The organism is Nocardioides albidus, from assembly GCF_006335005.1.
GTDB lineage: Bacteria > Actinomycetota > Actinomycetes > Propionibacteriales > Nocardioidaceae > Nocardioides > Nocardioides albidus.
Genome location: NZ_VDMP01000027.1, coordinates 589063 through 609236 on the forward strand (window position 1 = coordinate 589063; position 20174 = coordinate 609236).

The 20174-nt window shown below is 72.7% G+C and carries 16 protein-coding genes; 10 read left to right on the forward strand and 6 right to left on the reverse strand.

The genetic code is table 11. The annotated features are described in order from the left end of the window. Window positions 1-41 precede the first annotated feature (41 nt). From FHP29_RS21225 to FHP29_RS21235, 3 genes are read right to left on the reverse strand one after another with little or no spacing between them, the layout of a single operon-like run. Window positions 42-902: an ATP-binding cassette domain-containing protein gene (locus FHP29_RS21225; RefSeq protein ID WP_139624839.1), complete on the reverse strand. Its 861-nt coding sequence runs from the start codon at window positions 900-902 to the stop codon at window positions 42-44. Continuing rightward, a complete protein-coding gene (locus tag FHP29_RS21230; protein ID WP_139624840.1) occupies window positions 899-1780 on the reverse strand; it encodes a zf-HC2 domain-containing protein in 882 nt (293 codons plus the stop codon). The genes FHP29_RS21225 and FHP29_RS21230 overlap by 4 nt, the downstream gene beginning before the upstream one ends. Continuing rightward, the gene (locus FHP29_RS21235) at window positions 1777-2346 is read right to left on the reverse strand and encodes an RNA polymerase sigma factor (protein ID WP_139624841.1); all 570 of its coding nucleotides are present in this window, start codon (window positions 2344-2346) and stop codon (window positions 1777-1779) included. Before FHP29_RS21235 ends, FHP29_RS21230 begins: the two co-directional genes overlap by 4 nt. A 185-nt stretch (window positions 2347-2531) precedes the next feature. Between FHP29_RS21235 and FHP29_RS21240 the strand changes: the two genes are divergently transcribed. From FHP29_RS21240 to FHP29_RS21265, 6 genes are all read left to right on the forward strand, one after another. Next, window positions 2532-2954, forward strand: a complete 423-nt coding sequence (locus tag FHP29_RS21240) for a hypothetical protein (RefSeq protein WP_139624842.1) — start codon at window positions 2532-2534, stop codon at window positions 2952-2954. 98 nt (window positions 2955-3052) lie between these two features. Then, on the forward strand, window positions 3053-3646 hold the full coding sequence (locus tag FHP29_RS21245; RefSeq protein ID WP_240044649.1) for a PadR family transcriptional regulator: 594 nt from the start codon (window positions 3053-3055) through the stop codon (window positions 3644-3646). Continuing rightward, window positions 3643-4368, forward strand: coding sequence for an ABC transporter ATP-binding protein (locus tag FHP29_RS21250; protein WP_139624844.1), 726 nt, complete (start codon window positions 3643-3645; stop codon window positions 4366-4368). Before FHP29_RS21245 ends, FHP29_RS21250 begins: the two co-directional genes overlap by 4 nt. Continuing rightward, complete coding sequence (locus tag FHP29_RS21255; protein ID WP_139624845.1) at window positions 4365-7106, forward strand: ABC transporter permease; 2742 nt, start codon at window positions 4365-4367, stop codon at window positions 7104-7106. The genes FHP29_RS21250 and FHP29_RS21255 overlap by 4 nt, the downstream gene beginning before the upstream one ends. A 66-nt stretch (window positions 7107-7172) precedes the next feature. Continuing rightward, entirely contained in the window at window positions 7173-8873 is a 1701-nt protein-coding gene (locus FHP29_RS21260) for an ABC-F family ATP-binding cassette domain-containing protein (protein WP_139624846.1), read from the forward strand. Window positions 8874-8966: 93 nt separating this feature from the next. Beyond that, window positions 8967-9149, forward strand: coding sequence for a DUF5302 domain-containing protein (locus FHP29_RS21265; protein WP_139624847.1), 183 nt, complete (start codon window positions 8967-8969; stop codon window positions 9147-9149). Between the two features lie 70 nt (window positions 9150-9219). Here FHP29_RS21265 and FHP29_RS21270 read toward each other — a convergent pair whose 3' ends face one another. Together FHP29_RS21270 and FHP29_RS21275 are read right to left on the reverse strand one after the other, a co-directional pair. Beyond that, the gene (locus tag FHP29_RS21270; RefSeq protein WP_139624848.1) at window positions 9220-10437 is read right to left on the reverse strand and encodes a S1C family serine protease; all 1218 of its coding nucleotides are present in this window, start codon (window positions 10435-10437) and stop codon (window positions 9220-9222) included. 84 nt (window positions 10438-10521) lie between these two features. After that, complete coding sequence (locus tag FHP29_RS21275; RefSeq protein ID WP_205014309.1) at window positions 10522-12162, reverse strand: long-chain-fatty-acid--CoA ligase; 1641 nt, start codon at window positions 12160-12162, stop codon at window positions 10522-10524. Window positions 12163-12255: 93 nt separating this feature from the next. Here FHP29_RS21275 and FHP29_RS21280 point away from each other — a divergent pair, with 93 nt between their 5' ends. Both FHP29_RS21280 and FHP29_RS21285 read left to right on the forward strand, forming a co-directional pair. Beyond that, window positions 12256-16113 (forward strand): Pls/PosA family non-ribosomal peptide synthetase, encoded by a 3858-nt coding sequence (locus FHP29_RS21280; RefSeq protein WP_240044650.1) that lies wholly within the window; start codon window positions 12256-12258, stop codon window positions 16111-16113. A 9-nt stretch (window positions 16114-16122) separates the two neighbouring features. Continuing rightward, entirely contained in the window at window positions 16123-17424 is a 1302-nt protein-coding gene (locus FHP29_RS21285; protein ID WP_139624850.1) for a M1 family metallopeptidase, read from the forward strand. Between the two features lie 73 nt (window positions 17425-17497). Here FHP29_RS21285 and FHP29_RS21290 read toward each other — a convergent pair whose 3' ends face one another. After that, entirely contained in the window at window positions 17498-18787 is a 1290-nt protein-coding gene (locus tag FHP29_RS21290) for a citrate synthase (protein ID WP_139624851.1), read from the reverse strand. A gap of 343 nt (window positions 18788-19130) precedes the next feature. On the opposite strand from FHP29_RS21290, the gene rplM reads away from it, so the two are divergent. Both rplM and rpsI read left to right on the forward strand, forming a co-directional pair. Beyond that, window positions 19131-19574, forward strand: a complete 444-nt coding sequence (gene rplM / locus FHP29_RS21295; RefSeq protein ID WP_139624852.1) for a 50S ribosomal protein L13 — start codon at window positions 19131-19133, stop codon at window positions 19572-19574. 36 nt (window positions 19575-19610) lie between these two features. Next, window positions 19611-20111, forward strand: coding sequence for a 30S ribosomal protein S9 (gene rpsI / locus FHP29_RS21300; RefSeq protein ID WP_139624853.1), 501 nt, complete (start codon window positions 19611-19613; stop codon window positions 20109-20111). Window positions 20112-20174: the final 63 nt, after the last annotated feature.

The following is a 20174-nucleotide window of genomic DNA, read 5'->3' on the forward strand; positions in this document are numbered from 1 at the left end:
GACGTGTCTCGAACGGGTTGTGGAGCGGGTGGCGGAACGGGTCAGGCCGGGGACGCGACGGCGTCCGGGCCGAGCATGAGCAGGTAGGCGTCCTCGAGCGTCGGCTCGGCGGCCTCGGCGCCGGGTGGTCGGCTGCCGCCGACGATCCGGTGCCGCCCGGTGCCGGTGCGCCAGCTCACCTGGGCGCCGGGCACCTCGACGTCGCTGTGCCAGACCCGGCCGGCGGCGGTCGCCACCATGTCGATGACGGCGCCGTCGAACCGCACGGCGCCACCGGCGAGGACGACCACGCGCTCGCAGAGCGCCGCGACGTCCTCGGTCTGGTGGGTCGACAGCAGCACCGTCGCGTCCTGTGCGACGACGCCCAGGGTGCGCCGCAGGGCGGCCCGCTGCGCCGGGTCGAGTCCGGTGGTCGGCTCGTCGAGGACCAGCAGGCGCGGGCTCCCGAGGAGCGCCTGGGCGAGGCCGACGCGGCGACGCTGGCCGCCGCTGAGTCGGGAGATCCGCTTGCCGGAGAGGTCGGCCAGGCCGACGAGATCCAGCACGCGGCGTACCTCGTGGTGGCGGGCTCGTCGGTCGTCCCACTCCTTGAGGACCGCGACGTACTCGACGAAGCCGAACACCGACATGTCGCCCGGGTAGCCGAGCTCCTGCGGCAGGTAGCCCAGCTCGCGCCGGATCTCGGTGAGCTCGGCGTGCCCGCCCAGGCCGCGGCCGAGGAGCCGCACCTCGCCGCGGTCGGCCGCGATGCTCGTCGCGACGATGCGCAGGAGGGTGGTCTTGCCGGCGCCGTTGGGGCCGAGGAGGCCGGTGACCCCGGCGCCGAGGGTGAGGTCGACGTCGGCCAGTGCCCGGAAGCTGCCGTAGGACCTGCCGACGCCGGTCAGCTCGACGTGGTTCACAGCGCCGCTCCCATCGGGTGGGTGATGCGGGATCGGACGGCGATCACCCCGAGCGCGGCGAGGGCGAGGCCGAGGTAGACGGCCTGTTGGGTGGCGGCGACCGGCCAGGTCGCCTCGAGCCCTCGGACGGAGCCGAGCACCAGCCCCGACCAGAGCAACGTGACCACCGCACCGGCGGTCCGGGACCCGATGAAGCCGGCCAGCGCGAGGAGCACCGGGATCATCGCCAGTGCGGGTCCGAGCCAGGCGACGCCCACCCACGCGGGCCCCGGGAGCAGGACACCCAGCAGGGCGGCGACCGGGACGGTGCTGACGATCACGCCCAGGGTGCGCAGCAGCACCAGCCGGGTCCGGCCGTACGGCGCCGTGGCCGCCAGGGCCTCGAAGGGCTCGTCGGCGTCGCCGTACGCCGCGGCGACACCGAGGACCGGGATCAGCGGCGCGACGAGCAGATAGGGCCAGATCCGGTGGTCGCCCAGGGTCGCGGCGATGGTCGCGAACCCGAGGACGACGACGGCCCCTGAGAGCCACGCGGCGCGCAGGGAGGCCGCCGCGGAGAGCAGGATGGCCGTCGGCTCGCGCAGCCCCACCTGCTGCGCGAGCCGGATCAGGAGGGGAAGGCGCGGTGCCTGGGCCCGATCTCGGATGACCGTCCAGGCGAGGTCGAGGCTGCGGGAGTCGAGGCCCGAGCCGAGGGCCGGGGAGCCGAGGGCCGGGGAGTCGAGGGCCGGGGAGTCGAGGAGGGGCCGGACGCTGCCGCGGCAGGTGCCGCAACGGTCGACGTGGCGCTCGACGGAGGCCGCAGCGACGGCGTCGAGGTCGCCGGCGAGATAGCCGCGCAGCAGCTCGGGTGGTGCGTGCCAGCCGGTCGTGCTCATGACAGTCCCTCCAGACGGGAGTCGGCCAGCGCCTCGCGCAGTTGCGCCTTCGCGCGGTGCAGCCGGGTCTTCACGGTGTTCTGCCGTACGCCGAGCAGGCGGCCGGCCTCGCGGGCGGTGAGCCCGTCGAGGACGCATGCCTGCACCACGGCCCGGAACTCGGGGGAGAGGCGGCGCAGGGCGGCGCCGAGGTCGCCGTACTCGACGCCCGACAGGACCTGGTCCTCCGCGGCCGGGAGGACGCCGAGCCGGGCGGAGTCCCAGTCGGGCAGGAGCATCACGTCCTTGCGCTGGCGCAGCCGCGAGATCATCCGCCGGAACGCGATGCCCCACAGCCAGCCCGCCACGTCCCCGTCGCCACGCCAGCTGCCGGCGTCGCGCCACAGCACGGTGAAGCTGTCCTGGACGACGTCCAGGACCACGTCCGGATCGTTGCAGCGCCGGTGCAGCCGGGCCGCGAGCCAGGGTGCATGGCGGTCGTAGAGCTCGCGGAGCGCCCCGAGGTCACCGTCCGCGGCGGCGTGCAGGAGGTCCGCGTCGCTGACGCCCTGCTGATCGGTGCCCACGAACTCACTGTCGCAGCGGGGCGCCCGAAAGGTTCCCGAATCGGCGGACGGGCTCGGTGTCGTTCTCGAGGAGGAGGCGGATCCGCCGCCGGGCCGATGTGGGGAGCCCTCGCGGACGTCAGGCTCGACGCACCGCCGCGAAGCACGTGGCGGACCAGGGACAACGACATCACAGGAGCACCACCATGAGCATCCCGACGTACCTTCGCCGCACCGGAACCGTCGCCGCCACCGGAGCCGCCCTCGCCCTCGTGGCAGCCGGCCCCGCGTCCGCCCACCACTGCCTCAAGGAGTGGAACGACGCGGCCCGGGCCCAGGTCTCCAGCGGCACCGCCTGGATGGCGATGAGCGACTTCGTCGGCTTCGCGATCGTGAACTTCCTGCCCGGCGGGACCCCGGAGTGCGCCGCGCACGCCGACGAGATCACGGCCGACTACCTCACCGCCGCCGGCATCGCGACCGAGCCGACGGTGCACATGAAGGCGACCACCGGTGGCGGCGCCGCGCACCAGGGCAAGGTCGTCAAGCCGTTCGACTACATCGAGTTCGGCATCGTCGAGGGCCTCATCGCCGCCGAGGAGGACTGCGCCGGCGTCGTCTTCGAGTAGCCCAGACAGAACCACGCCGCCTGAGGCTCGCTCGCCTCAGGCGGCGTCGTCGTCTCCGATCGCCTCGACCACCGGTGCGAGCTCCCCATCCTGGACAAATGGATACGCCGTATGCATACTCCGTACTTATGTCCATCAAGCACGGTCTCCTGGCGCTCCTGGCGCCGGGCCCGAAGTACGGCTACCAGCTCAAGGCCGAGTTCGAGGCGACGACCGGGTCGGCCTGGCCGTTGAACATCGGGCAGGTCTACTCGACGCTCCAGCGTCTGGAGAAGGGCGGCCAGATCGAGGCGGACGGGGTGCCGGACGACGACGGGCGCGTCGTGTACGCGCTCACCCCCGCGGGTCGCGAGGAGCTGGCCGGCTGGTTCCGCTCGCCGATCGCGCAGGAGTCGAGGCCCCGCGACGAGCTCGCCATCAAGCTCGCGATGGCGGTGAACACGCCGGGGGTCGAGGCGCGCGAGGTCGTCCAGGCCCAGCGCCGCCAGGCGATGAGCTCGCTCCAGTCCCTGACCCGGGCCAAGGCGACCGTCCCCGAGGACGACCTGGCCCGGGTGATGGTCGTCGACTCGCTGATCTTCGCCGTCGAGGCCGAGGTGAGCTGGCTCGACCGGTGTGAAGCCCGGCTCCGCAAGGCCCGAACCGCCCAGACCCCCGACGTCAAGACCCCCGAGAAGGAGGCCGTCCAGTGACCGCCAACCCCGTCCTGGAACTTCGCAACGCCGGCAAGGTGTACGGCGAGGGGGAGACCCTCGTGACCGCGCTGCACGGGGCGGCCCTGACCGTCGCGGCCGGTGAGCTGGTCGCGGTCCGTGGCTCCTCGGGCTCCGGCAAGAGCACGCTGCTGCACCTCGCGGGCGGTCTCGACGCACCGAGCACGGGGGACGTCCTCGTCGAGGGCCAGGCCCTGTCCGGGATGTCGCGCAAGGAGCTCGCCCGGCTGCGGCGCCGCTCGATCGGCTACGTCTTCCAGGATCTCAACCTCGTGCCGTCCCTGACCGCCGCGGAGAACATCGCGCTGCCGCGCGAGCTCGACGGCACGCACGCCGCCGAGGCCCGGATCGAGGCGCTCGCCGCACTCGAGGAGATCGGGCTGCGCGAGGTCGCCGACCGATTCCCCGACGAGATGTCCGGCGGACAGCAGCAGCGCGTGGCCATCGCCAGGGCACTGATCGGCCCGCGGCGCCTGGTGCTCGCCGACGAGCCGACGGGCGCCCTGGACAGCGAGACGGGTGAGGGCGTGATGCGCCTGCTCCGCGCCCGCTGCGACGCGGGTGCCGCGTGCCTGCTGGTGACCCATGAGCCCCGGCACTCCGCCTGGGCCGACCGGGTCGTGTTCATCAGCGACGGCGCGATCATCGACGAGACCACCGCCGACGCTCCCGCCGTCCTCGACCTGGGCGCGCTGACGTGAGCGTCTGGAAGCCTGCGCGGCGGATGGCGCGCCGGTCGATCCGCCGCAACCTCGCGCGGTCGGTCCTGATCGCGCTGCTGATCGGGCTGCCGGTCGCCGTGGCGACCTTCAGCGACGTGCTCTACCGATCGAGCGACTCCCCGGCTCGCACCGCCTATCTCGAGCTGGGCAGCGCGGACGCGAAGCTCGTCGTGACCCCCAACGAGCGGCTCCGCGACTTCGTGGTCAGCTCGGAGTGGGACGGCGGCTACCAGGAGGGTGGGACCCGTCGCGACCCGTCGACGGTCGACGTCGCCGCGCTCCTCCCGCAGGGAACCCGCATCGAGGCGACCCAGAACGACGGCGGAGTCGGGCTCCTCCTGCGCCACGGCACGAGGTACGACGAGTCGTGGCTCGAGCAGACGACGATGCCCTCCCGCTTCCGGCCGGACCGGCTCCAGCTGAGCGAGGGCAGGTTCCCCGAGGCCGGCGAGATCGTGCTCGCCCGGAGCGCGGCCGCCCGGTTGCGGGTCGGCGCCGGTGACGTCGTCACCGACGACCTGACGGGCGTCGAGCTCACGGTGAGCGGAGTCGTCCGCGACGAGAGCTGCCTGCGGTGTCCCGGCGTCTTCGCCCAGCCCGGCCGGGACCTGTTGCCGACGCCGGAGCGCCCGGGCGCGCCTGCCCGGGAGTTCGTGCAGCCGACGTACCTCCTCGACCTGCCGGCCGGCACCGATCCCGACGCCCTCGCGCGCCGGCTCGCGGACCACGGCGTGGTGCTCTTCCCGCGGGACACCTACCTGCACCCGGAGGACTACCGACGGTGGGACGAGCCGGTGACGCTCGACCAGGTCCGCGGCGCGGCGCTCACGACGCTGATCGTCGGGCTCGGCCTGCTCGAGGTGATCCTGCTCGCCGGCGCGGCCTTCGCCGTCGGCGCCCGCAAGCAGGCCCGCGACATGGGGCTGATCAGCGCGGGAGGCGCCTCGCCGCGCCAGCTCCGGGCGGTGCTGCTGGTCCAGGGGGCGACGCTCGGCGTGCTCGGCACGGTCGGAGGCGTCGTCGTGGGGTTCGCGGTCGCCCGTCTCGGCTGGCCGCTGTGGGAGTACCTCAACGGCTCGGTCCTGCCGGTCTTCCGCTTCGGTCCCGAGATCCTGATCGCGGTCGTGGTGGGCGTGCTGTCAGGGGTGCTGGCCGCCGTCGTCCCCGCGATCGGCGCGGCCCGCAAGCAGCCGCTCGACGCCCTCTCCGGCCGCTTCCGGGTCACCCGGCGGCGCTCGCGCCGGGTCGGAATCGCCGGCGGTGTGGCCGTTCTCGCCGGCGTCCTGCTCGGCCTGGCCGGCAGTGCGCAGATGGCCGACGACTTCCACGAGTACGCCGAGACGCTGGCCTCGGTGCGCCGGACCGGGACGTCGCTGATGACGCCGAGCCCGACGATCCCGATCGCGCTCGTGCTGGCCGGTGCGGTGCTCGCCATCGCCGGCCTGGTCCTCGCGATGCCGGTGGTCCTGGGAGCCCTGGGACGTCTCGCCGCGCGGCTGCCGCTGCCGGCACGCCTCGCGGTGCGGGATGCCGACCGGCACCGGCACCGGACCGGTCCGGCCACCAGCGCGATCATGCTCGCCGTGGCGGGCTCGGTGGTCGCGGCGTGCGCGATCGCCGGCACCGAGCGCGCGGAGGAGTCGCGATGGGTGCCGCAGCTGCCCCTCCACACGATGCAGATCTACTCCAGCTACGACGTCGGTGACGGTCAGCAGACTGCCGATGCCGCCGCACGCCGCGCGGCCGCCGTCCTGCCGGGCGCCGAGGTCCTCGAGCCCGCCGGACTCGGCTACCAGACCGCCCCGTCGCAGCAGGACGAGAACAACGCGCAGCCGCTGTCGGAGATCTGGTTCAACAGCTTCGAGGACTGCTCGTCGAGCTGCGTCAGCTACGGCGGTGGGGGCAGCGCGGCGATCGCCGATCCGGCGCTGGTGCGGCTCACGCTCGGACGCGACCTCACCGCGGACGAGTCGGCCGCGCTCGACCGCGGCGAGGTGCTCGCCCTCTCACCCGCCCTGGTGGGCCCGGACGGCAAGGTCTCCGCGTCGCTCGACGCCCGCGTCGAGGTCCGGGACGACGGCAGCTACAGCGAGGAGGACATCCCGAAGCTGTCCCTGCCGGCGCACGTCGTGAAGCGGAAGACCTACTACGGCGCCCTGCCCAGCGTGTTCATGAGCGCGGAGACGGCGCAGCGGGCCGGACTCGTCGCCCTGCCGTCGGCGAACATGCGGACCCTGACCTTCTCCTCCGACGCGACGCCCGCCCAGATCCGGGCCGCACTGAAGGCGGCGCGTACGGGTCACCGCACCGAGGCTTGGGTCCAGCAGCCGTACCAGGCGCGGGACCGGCTCGCGCTCCTCGCGGTCGGCGGCCTCGCCGGGCTCGTCACCCTGATCGGCGTCGCCATCGCCGTCGCGCTCTCGGCCGCCGAGGGCCGCCGCGAGCTCGCCACCCTGTCCGCGGTGGGCGCCGATCCCGCCGTACGCCGCCGCCTGGCCGGCGCGCAGGCACTGGTCATCGCAGGCGTCGGCGCTCTGGTCGGGGTGGTCCTCGGGATCTCCGTGTCCTACGCCCTGCGGGCGACGTTCGGGGCGCCGTCGTTCACGGTGCCGTGGGCGAACCTCGCGGGCGTGGGGCTCGGGGTCCCTGTCCTGGCCGCGCTGATCACCGCGGCGTGCACGCGCTCGCGAGTGCCGATGCTGGAGCGCCGAGCGTGAGTCCGAGCTGAGCACTGTCGCTATTTCGCTCGCGGTCGGCGCCGGCTACCCGGACAATCGATCCTCGTGGGTCATGTGGAGGTCGCCGGCGTCCGGTACGAGCTGCCCGACGGGCGGGTGCTGCTCGACGACGTGTCGTTCCGGGTCGGGGAGGGAGCGAAGGTCGCGCTGGTCGGCGCCAACGGCGCGGGCAAGACCACGCTGTTCCGGATCATCACCGGCGACCTGACGCCGCACGCGGGCGCGGTGACCCGCTCCGGCGGGCTCGGCGTGATGAGGCAGATGGTGGACCGCGGCCTCGGAGAGGAGCCGACGATCGCCGACCTGCTGCTGGGCCTCGCGCCCGAGCGGGTGCGGAGGGCCGCCGTCGAGGTCGACCGCTGCGAGCTGGCCCTGATGGACGCCGACGACGAGGCCACCCAGCTCCGCTACGCCCACGCCCTGGCGGAGTACGCCGACGCGGGCGGCTACGACGTCGAGGTGGTCTGGGACGTGTGCACCGTCAAGGCGCTCGGCGTCGCCTACGACCGGGCGAAGTACCGCGAGCTCCGCACGCTGAGCGGCGGCGAGCAGAAGCGCCTGGTGCTGGAGTATCTCCTCGCCGGCCCCGAGGAGGTGCTCCTCCTCGACGAGCCCGACAACTTCCTCGACGTGCCCGGCAAGATCCGGCTCGAGCAGCGCATCGCCGCATCGGACAAGACGATCCTGTTCATCAGCCACGACCGCGAGCTGCTGGCCAACGCCGCCACCCACGTGGTCACCGTCGAGCTCGGCGCGGGCGGAGCCGGCAACAGCGCCTGGACGCACGTCGGCGGCTTCGCGTCGTACCACGAGGCGCGCAAGGACCGCTTCGCGCGCTTCGCCGAGCTGCGCCGCCGCTGGGACGAGGAGCACGCCAAGATCAAGGCGCTGGTGCTGCGGCTGAAGATCAAGGCGGAGTACAACGACGGCATGTCGTCGCAGTACCGCGCCGCCCAGACCCGGCTGCGCAGGTTCGAGGAGGCGGGCCCGCCGACCGAGCAGCCGCGCGAGCAGCAGGTCACCATGCGCCTGTCCGGCGCCCGCACCGGCAAGCGGGCGGTCGTCTGCGAGGACCTCGAGCTCACCGGGCTGATGCGGCCCTTCGACCTCGAGGTCTGGTACGGCGACCGGTTGGCCGTGCTCGGGTCCAACGGCTCCGGCAAGTCCCACTTCCTGCGCCTGCTCGCCGCCGGCGGCACCGATCCCGATGTCGAGCACCGCCCCGTGGCCGAGGTGCCCATCGCGCCGGTGGCGCACACCGGCCGGGCCCGGCTCGGCGCCCGGGTGCGCCCGGGCTGGTTCGTGCAGACCCACGAGCACCCCGAGCTGATGGGCCGCACGCTCGTCGAGATCCTGCACCGCGGCGACGGCACGCCGAACGGTCGCCAGGGGATGGGCCGCGAGCAGGCGAGCCGCGTCCTCGACCGCTACGAGCTGGCGGCGAGCGCCGAGCAGGCCTTCGACTCGCTGTCGGGCGGGCAGCAGGCCCGCTTCCAGATCCTGCTGCTGGAGCTGTCCGGAGCGACGCTGCTGCTGCTCGACGAGCCCACCGACAACCTCGACGTCCAGTCGGCCGAGGCGCTCGAGGAGGGGCTGGCCGCCTTCGACGGCACCGTCGTGGCGGTGACCCACGACCGCTGGTTCGCCCGCGGGTTCGACCGGTTCTGCGTGTTCGGCGCCGACGGGACGGTCTACGAGGCCGACGGACCGGTCTGGGACGAGGGCCGGGTGGCCCGAGCCCGGTGAGGGCTCGCGGGCCTCGCGGGCGATAAGGCCTTGGCTCGGCGGCCCACGGATGCGACGGTGGGGGAGCCACTCCCGCTTCGAGGAAGGACCACCATGGCTGCCGACAGCGCCAACGACGATCTCAAGGCCAAGATGCGCGAGGCCCTGGACCGCAAGAACAGCAAGGAGCAGGGCGTCCACGCCGACGGGCCCACGAAGGAGAAGGCCCACGGGTCCGAGGTGATCGGCGGGGCTCCGAAGATGCACCGGCGCAAGGCCGGCGGCGGCGGGTCCTGAGCTTCGCACGCATGGTGCGAGGGGGCAGACACCTTCGAGACGTCTGCCCCCTCGCGTCTTCGGGGGAGGCTCAACCGTCCGATCCGAGCTTCAGCTCGGTCGTGCTCTCCTTGCCGTCGCGCAGGTAGGTGATCTTCACCGTCTCTCCCGGCCGGTAGGAGCGCACGGTCGCGATCAGCGCCTCGGTGCCCTCGATCCGGTGGTCGTCGATCGCGGTGATCACGTCGCCCTGCCGCAGCCCGGCGTCCGAGGCGGCCGAGCCCCGCTCGATCTCGGCGATCCGTGCGCCGCTGAGGGTCGCGTCGCTCGAGCCGGCCGCGCCTGCCACGTCGGACACCTGGATGCCCAGCCGTGCGTGGGTCGGGGTGTCGCCCGCCCGGAGCTGGTCGATGATCGGCAGCACCTCGTCGATCGGGATCGCGAACCCGAGCCCGATCGATCCGGACTCGGCGCCCTGGCCCGACGACGTGGAGCGGATCGAGGCGTTGATGCCGACCAGCTGACCGTCCATGTTGACCAGAGGTCCGCCGCTGTTGCCCGGGTTGATCGCCGCGTCCGTCTGGATCGCCGGGTACGCCGTCGCGTTGCCCTGGGCGTCGCGCGCCACCTCGACGGGACGGTCGAGGGCGCTGACGATGCCGCTGGTCACCGTCGCGTCCAGGCCGAACGGCGAGCCGATGGCCACGACCTGCTCGCCGACGTCGAGGTTGCTCGACTTGCCGATGGTGACCGGCTTGAGGTCGGCGACGCCGTCGACCTCGACCAGCGCGGTGTCGGTGAGCGGATCCGTGCCGACGACGGTCGCGGGCACCTTCTCGCCGTTGTTGAACGACACGGTGACCTCCGCCTGGTCGGCCGGGATCTGTCCGCCGAGGGTCACCACGTGGTCGTTGGTCAGGATCAGCCCCTCGGAGTCGAGGACCACCCCCGAGCCGCTGCCCTCGCCCCCGCTGCCTCTCACGTCGAGGGCCACCACGGACGGGAGGACGGCGGCGGCGACGGACTCGACGCTGCCCGACGCCGCGGGCCGGTTGCCGTTGTCGACGACCGGCAGCGACGACGTACCGCCGCTGCCGCTGCCGTCACCGGTGGCGGCGTCGTAGAGCGCGGCGCCGCCGAGCCCGGCTCCGCCCCCGACCAGCAGCGCACCGGTCAGCACCGCCACCGCGAACCCGGCCCGCCGCGGGCGCCGGTGGGGCGGCGCCCACCCGGGGGAGGGCGGGGGGAACGACGGGGGGACGGGCGGCGCCGGCTGCGACGGCGGGATCGGGGGCAGGACCTGGCTCATGGCTCCACTGTGCGAGCCCTCCCTGTGATCCGGCTGAGGACGGGTTGAGGACTTCCTCTGAGGCGCCTCGATCGCCTCGGGCCCTCAGACCTGCCGGTCCTGGCCCTGCCAGTAGGGCTTGCGCAGCTCGCGCTTGAGGATCTTGCCCGTGGGGTTGCGGGGCAGGGCGTCGACGATGTCGACCGAGCGGGGTGCCTTGAAGTGGGCCAGCCGCTCGCGGGTCCAGCCCACCAGCTCGGCCTCGGAGGCGTCCGAGCCGTCCTTGAGGGCCACGACGGCCTTGACCGACTCACCCCACGTCGCGTCGGGTACGCCGATCACGGCGACCTCCAGGACGTCCGGGTGCTCCGAGAGGACCCGCTCCACCTCGGGGGAGTAGACGTTCTCCCCGCCGGTGATGATCATGTCCTTGATCCGGTCGGACACGAAGACGTAGCCCTCCTCGTCGACGTGGCCCACGTCGCCGGTGCGGAACCAGCCGTCCTCGGTGATGACCTCGGCGGTCGCCTCCGGCTTGCCGAGGTAGCCCTTCATCAGCTGCGGCGTCCGCAGCCAGATCTCGCCCTCCTCGCCGGTCGCGACCTCCGCCAGCGTGGCCGGGTCCACCACCCGCACCTCGCACTCGGGGATCGGTCGCCCGGCCGAGACCAGTCGCTCGGGGTGGCCGTCGGCCTCCGCGGTGCGGTGCTCGTCGGGCATCAGGTGGGTGGCGACGCCGGCCACCTCGGTCAGTCCGTAGACCTGGATGAAGTCGGTCTCGGGCCAGGCCTCCATGGCGGCGCGCAGCAGCGGCGGCGGCATCGGCGCGGCGCCGTAGGTGTAGGTGCGCAGCGCGCCGAACAGCTTCACGGCGTCCGGCCCGCCCTGGAGGACCTGCGCGAGGACCGCGGGCACCAGGAAGGTGCGGTTCGCGCCGGCCATGATGGCCCCGGCGAGCGAGGCGGCGTCGGGCTCGCGCGTCATCACGCTGGGGACGCCGTCGTGGATGCCGAACAGGACGTACGACGAGCCGCCGACGTGGAAGAGCGGCATGGCGACCATCGACTTGTCGCCGGGCTCGAATCCCCAGCCGTCGTGGGCGTTGATCGTGTGCTGGACCATGTTGCGGTGGGTGAGCATGACGCCCTTGGGACGCCCGGTGGTGCCGGAGGAGTACATGACGAGGCACACGTCGTCCTCGAGCACGTCGGGTCCGTCGTCGCACACCGGCGACTCGGCGAGGAACTGCTCGTACTCGTCGTCCGGACCGCCCTCGGGGGTGACCTCGATGATCCTGCGGACGTTCGGGAGGCGGTCGCGGATCGCCGCGATGGTCGGCATCAGCTCCCGCCCGACGAAGAGCACCTGCGCCCCGGAGTCGTTGACGGCGTAGTCGATCTCGTCGCCGGCCGAGCGCCAGTTGATGATCGCGTTCGCGGCGCCGATCGACCCGGCCGCCAGGCTGATCTCCACGCAGGCCGGGTGGTTCTTGTCCAGGAACGAGACGACGTCGCCGCGCGCGATCCCGAGGTCCCGCAGCCCGCCCGCGGCGCGGTGCACCCGCTCGTGCCACTCCTTCCACGTCCAGGTGCGCCCGAGGTAGGTCATCGCCTCGGCATCCGGCGTGGCCGCGGCCCAGTGGTTGAGCCGGTCCTCGACGTATGTCGGCTCCGGCGGCGTCGCGGGCGGCCAGGCCCGCCGGGCGGTGGACGGGGCGGGGGGCTGGGGCTCGGTCGTCGCACTCACCTCGCCGATTGTGGCCCACATCACAAACCCGCACAACGACCCGCACCCCGGCGGGTTCAAGCTCCGTTCACCTGCATCGACAAGGATCGAGAGGTGAACCCCCTGCTCCGCGGCGCCGAGGCACCCGCGCCGCGCACGCTCGTCGACGTGTTCCGTCGTACGGCGGCCGACCACCCGGACGCGATGGCCCTCGACGGCGGCAACGACACGGTGACCTACGCCGAGTTCGCGGAGGCGGCCGAGATCGTGGCCGTCGAGCTCGCCGAGCTCGGGGTCGGGCCGGGGGACAAGGTCGGGATCCGGCTGCCGTCCGGGACGACCGACCTGTACGTCGCGATCATGGGGGTCCTGTTCGCCGGTGCCGCCTACGTCCCGGTCGACGCCGACGACCCCGAGGAACGGGCCCGACTGGTGTTCGGTGAGGCGCGGGCCTGCGCCGTCATCGGCCCCGGTCTGGTCATCGAGTCCCGGCGCGAGGCAGCGGCGCGGGACCGCAGGGACCCCGGCGTGGAGGACGACGCCTGGGTCATCTTCACCTCGGGCTCGACCGGGACCCCCAAGGGCGTCGCGGTCACCCACCGCAACGCTGCGGCCTTCGTCGACGCCGAGGCGGCCCTGTTCCTCCAGGGCGCGCCGATCGGCCCGGCCGACCGGGTGATGGCCGGCCTCAGCGTCGCCTTCGACGCGAGCTGCGAGGAGATGTGGCTGGCCTGGCGGTACGGCGCCTGCCTGGTCCCCGCGCCGCGCGCGCTCGTGCGCAGCGGCGTCGACGTCGGCCGCTGGCTGACGGCCAACGACATCACCGTCGTCTCCACCGTCCCGACCCTGGTCAGCCTGTGGCCCGACGACGCGCTGGAACGGGTCCGACTGCTCATCCTCGGCGGCGAGGCGCTACCGCCCGAGCTGGCCGCCCGCCTGGTCAGACCCGGCCGCGAGGTGTGGAACACCTACGGCCCCACCGAGGCCACCGTCGTCGCGTGCGGCGCGCTCGTCGACGCCGAGGGTCCGGTCCGGATCGGCCTGCCGCTGGCCGGTTGGGACCTGGCCGTGGTCGACCCGGCGACCGGCGAGCCCGTGGGGGAGGGCGAGCGCGGCGAGCTGATCATCGGCGGCGTCGGCCTGGCCCGCTACCTCGACCCCGCCAAGGACGCCGAGAAGTACGCACCCATGCCGACCCTCGGCTGGGAGCGCGCCTACCGCAGCGGCGACATCGTCGTCAACGACCACGCCGGCCTGCTGTTCGCGGGCCGTGCCGACGACCAGGTCAAGGTGGGTGGGCGCCGGATCGAGCTCGGCGAGATCGACTCCGCGCTGCTGGCGCTGCCCGGCGTGAGCGCGGCGGCGGCCGCCGTACGCCGCACGTCGACCGGCAACCAGCTCCTCGTCGGCTACCTCACCACCACCGCGGAGTACGACGGCCCGGCGGCCACCGCGCACCTGCGGGCCACCATGCCGGCCGCGCTGGTGCCCCGGCTCGCGGTCGTCGACGACATCCCGACCCGCACCTCCGGCAAGGTCGACCGCGACGCGCTGCCCTGGCCGCTGGCCGCCGCCGACCCCGCCGACGCGGGCCTGCACGGCACCTCGGCCCGGATCGCCGAGGTCTGGCAGAAGGTCATCGGCGCCGCACCGGATGGCCCGAGGTCCGACTTCTTCGACCTGGGCGGCGGCAGCCTGACCGCCGCGCAGGTGGTCACCCTGCTGCGCGCCGACCACGCCGACCTGACGGTCGCCGACCTCTACGAGAACCCGACCGTCGACGGGCTGGCGGGCTTCCTCGACGGGCTCGAGCCGTCCGTGCTGGCCGAGCAGAGCCGCAAGGTGAAGCCGATCCCGCGCAAGACCCAGGTCGGCCAGGTGCTGGCGATCCCGCTGCTGCGCGCCCTCGCGGCTCCGCGCTGGATCGCCGGGATCCTCACCCTCGCCAGGCTCGGCCACGACGTCCTCGACGTCGGGTGGCTGCCTGCGGCGCCGTGGTGGGTGCTCGTCCTGCTGCTCGCCGTCTTCGTCAGCCCGCCGGGGCGGATGCTCGTGGCCGCCAAGCTCGCCCAGGCGGTGCTCGCCGGCGTGGAGCCGGGTGCGTATCCACGCGGCGGCAAGGTCCACCTGCGGATCTGGACCGCCGAGCGGATGGCCGACGAGCTCGGCGCGACCCGGCTCGCCGGGGCGCCGTACATCACCTGGTACGCGCGCCTCCTCGGCGCCAAGGTCGCCCGCGGCGCCGACCTCCACTCGCTGCCGCCCGTGACCGGCCACCTGACCGTGGGCAAGGGCGCGTCGGTCGAGCCGGAGGTCGACCTCACCGGCTACTGGATCGACGGCGACACCCTGCACGTGGGCGGCATCCGGATCGGCCGCCGCGCCCGGATCGGAACCCGCTCGATGCTGTGCCCCGGCGCGGTCGTCGGCGACGACGCCGAGGTCGCGCCCGGCTCGGCCGTCTTCGGCGAGGTCCCGACGGGCGAGTTCTGGTCCGGCGCCCCGGCGGCCCGGATGAGCTCGGTCGCCCGGGGGCCGTGGGCCGAGCGCCCGCCGGCGTCGCGCCGCTCGCTGCGCACGTGGGCGATCGCGTACGGCGCCGTGGCCGGCCTGTTGTCCTGCCTGCCCGCGATCGCGGTGCTCGTCGTCGCGGTCCCGGTCCTGCTGCTGGCCGACGTCGGCAGCACCACCAGCGCCGGGGACGCGGCCGCGACGCTCGCGCCCTGGCTGGTGCCGGCGGTGCTGGCCGGCTTCGTCGTCCTGGCCGCCCTCGTCCTGGCCGCCGTGCGGCTGCTCGCGCTCGGCGTGAAGGCCGGCGCGCACCCGCTGCAGAGCCGCCCGGCACTGTGCATCTGGTCGACGATCCGAGTGCTCGACGAGGCCCGGACCTGGCTGTTCCCGCTCTACAGCTCGCAGCTCACCCCCGGCTGGCTGCGGCTGCTCGGCGCGAGGATCGGCAAGGACGTCGAGGCCTCGACCGCCCTGATGATCCCGTCGCTGGTGAGCGTCAGCGACCAGGCGTTCCTGGCCGACGACACCCTGATCGGCGGCTACGAGCTCGGCGGCGGCTGGCTGCGCGCCGAGCGGGTCAAGGTCGGCAAGCGCGCGTTCGTCGGCAACTCCGCGATGGCCGCGCCCGGCCGCAAGGTCCCGAAGCGCTCCCTGGTGGCGGTGCTCTCGGCCGCTCCGGCCCGCGGCACGGTGAAGGCCGGCGAGTCGTGGCTCGGGAGCCCGCCCGCACCGCTGCGTCGCTCCGCGCAAGGATCCGCCGACGAGCGCACCTACGCCCCGCCGACCCGCCTCAAGGTAGCCCGCGCCTGCTGGGAGATCGCGCGCCTGCTGCCCGTCACGCTCGCCGTTCTCCTCCAGCTCGCCGTGGCGCTGGGGACCCTGGCGGTGTCGGTCGACCACGGTGCGCTGGCCGGCGCGCTCGCCGTACCCGTCCTGCTGTGGGTCGCCGGCCTCGTCGCCGCCGTCGTCGCGATCCTCGCGAAGTGGCTGCTGGTCGGTCGCGTGCGAGCCGGGTCGCACCCGCTGTGGAGCTCGTTCGTGTGGCGCAACGAGCTGGCCGACACCTTCGTCGAGGTGGTCGCGACCCCGTGGTTCGCCGGCCTCGCGACGGGCTCGCCGCTGATCGCGGTGTGGTTCCGGGCGATGGGCGCGAAGGTCGGCCGTGGCGTGTGGTGCGAGTCGTACTGGCTGCCCGAGCCCGACCTCGTCGAGCTCGGCGACGGCTCCGTCGTCAACCAGGGCAGCGTCGTGCAGACCCACCTGTTCCACGACCGGCTGCTCGCCACCGACACGGTCCGGCTGCACCGGGGCTCGACCGTCGGCCCCAACTCGGTGGTGCTGCCTGCCGCGTCGTTGGGCAAGCACGCTACGGTCGGCCCGGTGTCGTTGGTGATGAGGGGGGAGTCCGTGCCGGACAAGACGCGGTGGATCGGCAATCCCATCGGTCCGTGGGCCGACTGAGGTCCGTCCGTGCCGCTCCTGCCCACCGCTGACCCGTACCTGCCCGGCCACGGCGACCCGTCGTACGCCGTGCGGCACTACGACCTCGACCTCGCCTACGTCCCCGACGGCAACCGCCTGACCGGGACGGCGGTCCTCGACCTCGTCGTGCGCGAGCCGACCGCACGCCTGGTGCTCGACCTCGCGCACCTGCGGGTGTCGAAGCTGCGCCTCGAGGGCGCACGGATCAAGAAGTGGTCGGCCCGCGACCACCGGCTGGTGATCCAGCTCGACCGTGCCGTCGCGGCCGGTGCGGCGCTGAGGCTGACCGTCCAGTACGGCGGCTCGCCCAGGCCGGTGGTCGCCAAGCATCACGGCGACGCCGGCTGGGAGGAGCTCGAGGACGGCGTCATCGTCGCCGCCCAGCCGCACGGCGCACCCACCTGGTTCCCGTGCAACGACCGGCCCGACGACAAGGCGACCTACCGGATCACGCTGGCCGCGCCCGCCGGCTACACCGTCGTCTCGAACGGATCCCTGGCCGCGCACGAGCGGCGCGCGAGCGGCGAGAGCTGGACCTGGGTGATGGACCGGCCGATGGCGACCTACCTGGCGACCGTCCAGATCGGCCGTTACACGGCGACCGAGCACGACGCGCGCACCCGCACCGTCGCGCCACCGGACGCCGACCTCGTCGACTCCTTCGACCAGCAGCCCGCGATGCTCGCCTACTTCGAGCGCGTCTTCGGCCCGTACCCCTTCGACGCGTACGCCGCCGTGATCACCGACGACGAGCTCGAGATCCCCCTCGAGAGCCAGAGCCTGTCGACGTTCGGCCGCAACTTCTGCTCCTCCGACTGGTCCCAGGTCCGGCTGATCGCCCACGAGCTGGCCCACCAGTGGTACGGCAACGCCGTCACCCTGCGCCGTTGGCAGGACATCTGGCTGCACGAGGGCTTCGCCTGCTACGCCGAGTGGCTGTGGTCGGAGGAGAGCGGTGGGCCCCGCACCTGCGACGAGTGGGCCCGCCACCACCACGAGCGGCTCACCGGTCTGGACCAGGACCTGATCCTCGCCGACCCCGGCCCGGAGCTGATGTTCGACGACCGCGTCTACAAGCGCGGCGCCCTCGCCCTCCACGCCCTGCGCGTCGCCGTCGGCGACGACGCCTTCTTCGACGTGCTCCGTGAGTGGGCGGCCTCGCGGGCGGGGGACTCCGTCACCACCGAGGAGTTCCTCGACCTCGCGTCCGAGCGCACGGGCTCGGACGTCGAGGCGCTGCTGCGGCCGTGGCTGTACGACGCCGCGCTGCCGCCGTACCCGAAGGGCTGAGCGGCGCGGGACGCGCAACGACCCCGGTCACCAGGTGACCGGGGTCGTCGCGTGGAGATGTGCCGCTACGGCCTCAGGCCCAGCGCTCCTCGGCGGGAACGAAGGTCAGGCCGCGGTCGCCGGTGTAGATCTGCTTGGGGCGCGCGATCTTCTGCTCCTTGTCCTGGGTCAGCTCCAGCCACTGTGCGAGCCAGCCGGGGGTGCGGCCGATCGCGAACAGGACCGTGAACATCTCCGGCGGGAACTCGAGGGCCTCGTAGATGAGACCGGAGTAGAAGTCCACGTTGGGGTAGAGCTTGCGCTTGATGAAGTACTCGTCCTCGAGCGCGATCTTCTCCAGCTCCTTGGCGACGGCGAGGAGCGGGTTGACCCCGGTGACCTCGAAGACGTCGTCGCAGGCCTTCTTGATGATCTTCGCGCGCGGGTCGAAGTTCTTGTAGACCCGGTGCCCGAAGCCCATCAGGCGCTCTTCGCCGTTCTTGACGCCCTCGATGAAGGCCGGGATGTTCTCGACCGTGCCGATGCGGCGCAGCATCTTCAGCACCGCCTCGTTGGCACCGCCGTGCAGCGGGCCGTAGAGCGCGCCGATGCCGGCGGCGACGGCCGAGTAGGGGTCGACCTGCGAGGAGCCGACGGAGCGCACTGCGTTGGTCGAGCAGTTCTGCTCGTGGTCGGCGTGCAGGATGAACAGCACGTCGAGCGCCTTCGCGATGCGCGGGTCGGCGGCGTACTTCGTCTCGCTCATCTTGAAGAGCATCGAGAGGAAGTTCTCGGCGTAGGAGAGCTCGTTGTCCGGGTAGACGTAGGGCTTGCCCTGCGCGTGACGGAAGGCCCAGGCGCCGAGCGTGGGCATCTTCGCGATCATCCGCACGATCTGGATGTGCCGGTTGTCCGGGTCGGCGATCTTGCTCGACTCCGGGTAGAACGTCGAGAGGGCCCCCACCGACGCCATCAGCATCCCCATCGGGTGCGCGTCGTAGCGGAAGCCCTCCATGAAGCCCTTCACGTTCTCGTGCACGAACGTGTGATAGGTGATCTCGTGCACCCAGGCGTCGTACTGCTCCTTGCTGGGCAGATCGCCGTGGACGATGAGATAGGCCACCTCGAGGAAGTTCGACTTCTCCGCGAGCTGCTCGATCGGGTACCCGCGGTACTCGAGGATGCCCTTGTCGCCGTCGATGAAGGTGATGGCGCTGCGACACGAGGCCGTGTTCACGAAGCCCGGGTCGTAGGTGGCGAGGCCCGGCTCGTCGTCGTTGAGCTTGATCTGCCCGAGGTCCGCGGCCTTGATGGTGCCGTCGGTGATCGGGATCTCGTACTCCGCGCCGGTGCGGTTGTCGCGTACGGTGAGAGAGTCAGTCACCCTTGCAACCTAGTCGCCTCCCTCGCCTCGCCGGAAGGCGGTGTCCCGAAGCGTGAGTCGGGCGTGATTCGGAGCGGTGCTCCGCGCGGCCGGGATTTGGCCCTCGTGACGACGTCGCCGTAGCCTTGCAGGTCGCGTCTTCTGCCGCTTCGTACGCCGCCCCCGGGTGGTCGTCGGGGCAGACCCGGATCGCTTCACGGATCGTCGAGAGACGAGCGTGCGTGGGCCGGGCTGAGTTCGTCAGGAGATGTCGCCCGAGGCGGCCCGGTCGATGAGCCGCCGACGGCAACCCGCACGGCGTCCGCCGTACGGGCAACGAACTAGCAAGGAAGAGGTACGCATCATGCGCACCTATGCTCCGAAGCCCGGTGACGTCGAGCGCGCCTGGCTCGTGATCGACGCGACCGACGTCGTCCTCGGTCGCCTGGCTGTCACCGCCGCCAACCTGCTGCGCGGCAAGCACAAGGCGATCTTCGCCCCGAACGCCGACACCGGTGACTTCGTCATCATCGTCAACGCCGACAAGGTCGCCCTGTCCGGCAACAAGCGTGCCGACAAGATGGTCTACCGCCACTCGGGCTTCCCGGGCGGTCTGACCGCGACCCCCATCGGCGAGGTCCTCGACAAGGACGCCCGCAAGGCCGTCGAGAAGGCCGTGTGGGGCATGCTGCCGAAGAACCGCCTCGGCCGGCAGATGATCAAGAAGCTGAAGGTCTACAGCGGCCCGGCTCACCCCCACCAGGCCCAGAAGGCCGTGCCCTACGAGATCACCCAGATCTCCCAGTGACTTCTCGACTGATCTGAACGGACTGAGGACTACCAAGTGACTGACAACGTGAACGAGGTCGAGGAGACCTTCGAGACCGACGAGCAGGGTGTCGCCTACACCAGCGAGACCTCCGCGTCGGCCGTCGCCGACGACCGCCCCGTCACCGTCGCCCCCGGCGCGGCCACCGGCCGCCGCAAGGAGGCCGTCGCCCGCGTGCGGATCGTGCCCGGCACCGGCAACTGGACCATCAACGGCCGGACCATCGACGACTACTTCCCCAACAAGCTGCACCAGCAGGTCGTCAACGAGCCCTTCGCGGCTCTCGGCCTCGAGGGCCGCTTCGACGTGATCGCCCGCATCCACGGCGGCGGCATCACCGGCCAGGCCGGTGCGCTGCGCCTCGGTGTGGCCCGCTCGCTCAACGGGGTCGACCTCGACGCCTACCGCCCGACGCTGAAGAAGGCCGGTCTGCTGACCCGCGACGCGCGTGCGACCGAGCGCAAGAAGGCCGGTCTCAAGAAGGCCCGTAAGGCCCCGCAGTACAGCAAGCGCTGATCCTGCGCCGCGTGCCGGGCACCTCGCGGCGTTGTCGCCACTCGACGACCGCTCCGCTCTAAG

Coding starts and splice junctions, on each gene's coding strand:
- FHP29_RS21230 (WP_139624840.1), bottom strand. CDS start 1,780: ATGAGCACGACCGGCTGGCACGCACCACCCGAGCTGCTGCGCGGCTAT.
- FHP29_RS21240 (WP_139624842.1), top strand. CDS start 2,532: ATGAGCATCCCGACGTACCTTCGCCGCACCGGAACCGTCGCCGCCACC.
- FHP29_RS21245 (WP_240044649.1), top strand. CDS start 3,053: ATGGATACGCCGTATGCATACTCCGTACTTATGTCCATCAAGCACGGT.
- FHP29_RS21265 (WP_139624847.1), top strand. CDS start 8,967: ATGGCTGCCGACAGCGCCAACGACGATCTCAAGGCCAAGATGCGCGAG.
- FHP29_RS21270 (WP_139624848.1), bottom strand. CDS start 10,437: ATGAGCCAGGTCCTGCCCCCGATCCCGCCGTCGCAGCCGGCGCCGCCC.
- rplM (WP_139624852.1), top strand. CDS start 19,131: ATGCGCACCTATGCTCCGAAGCCCGGTGACGTCGAGCGCGCCTGGCTC.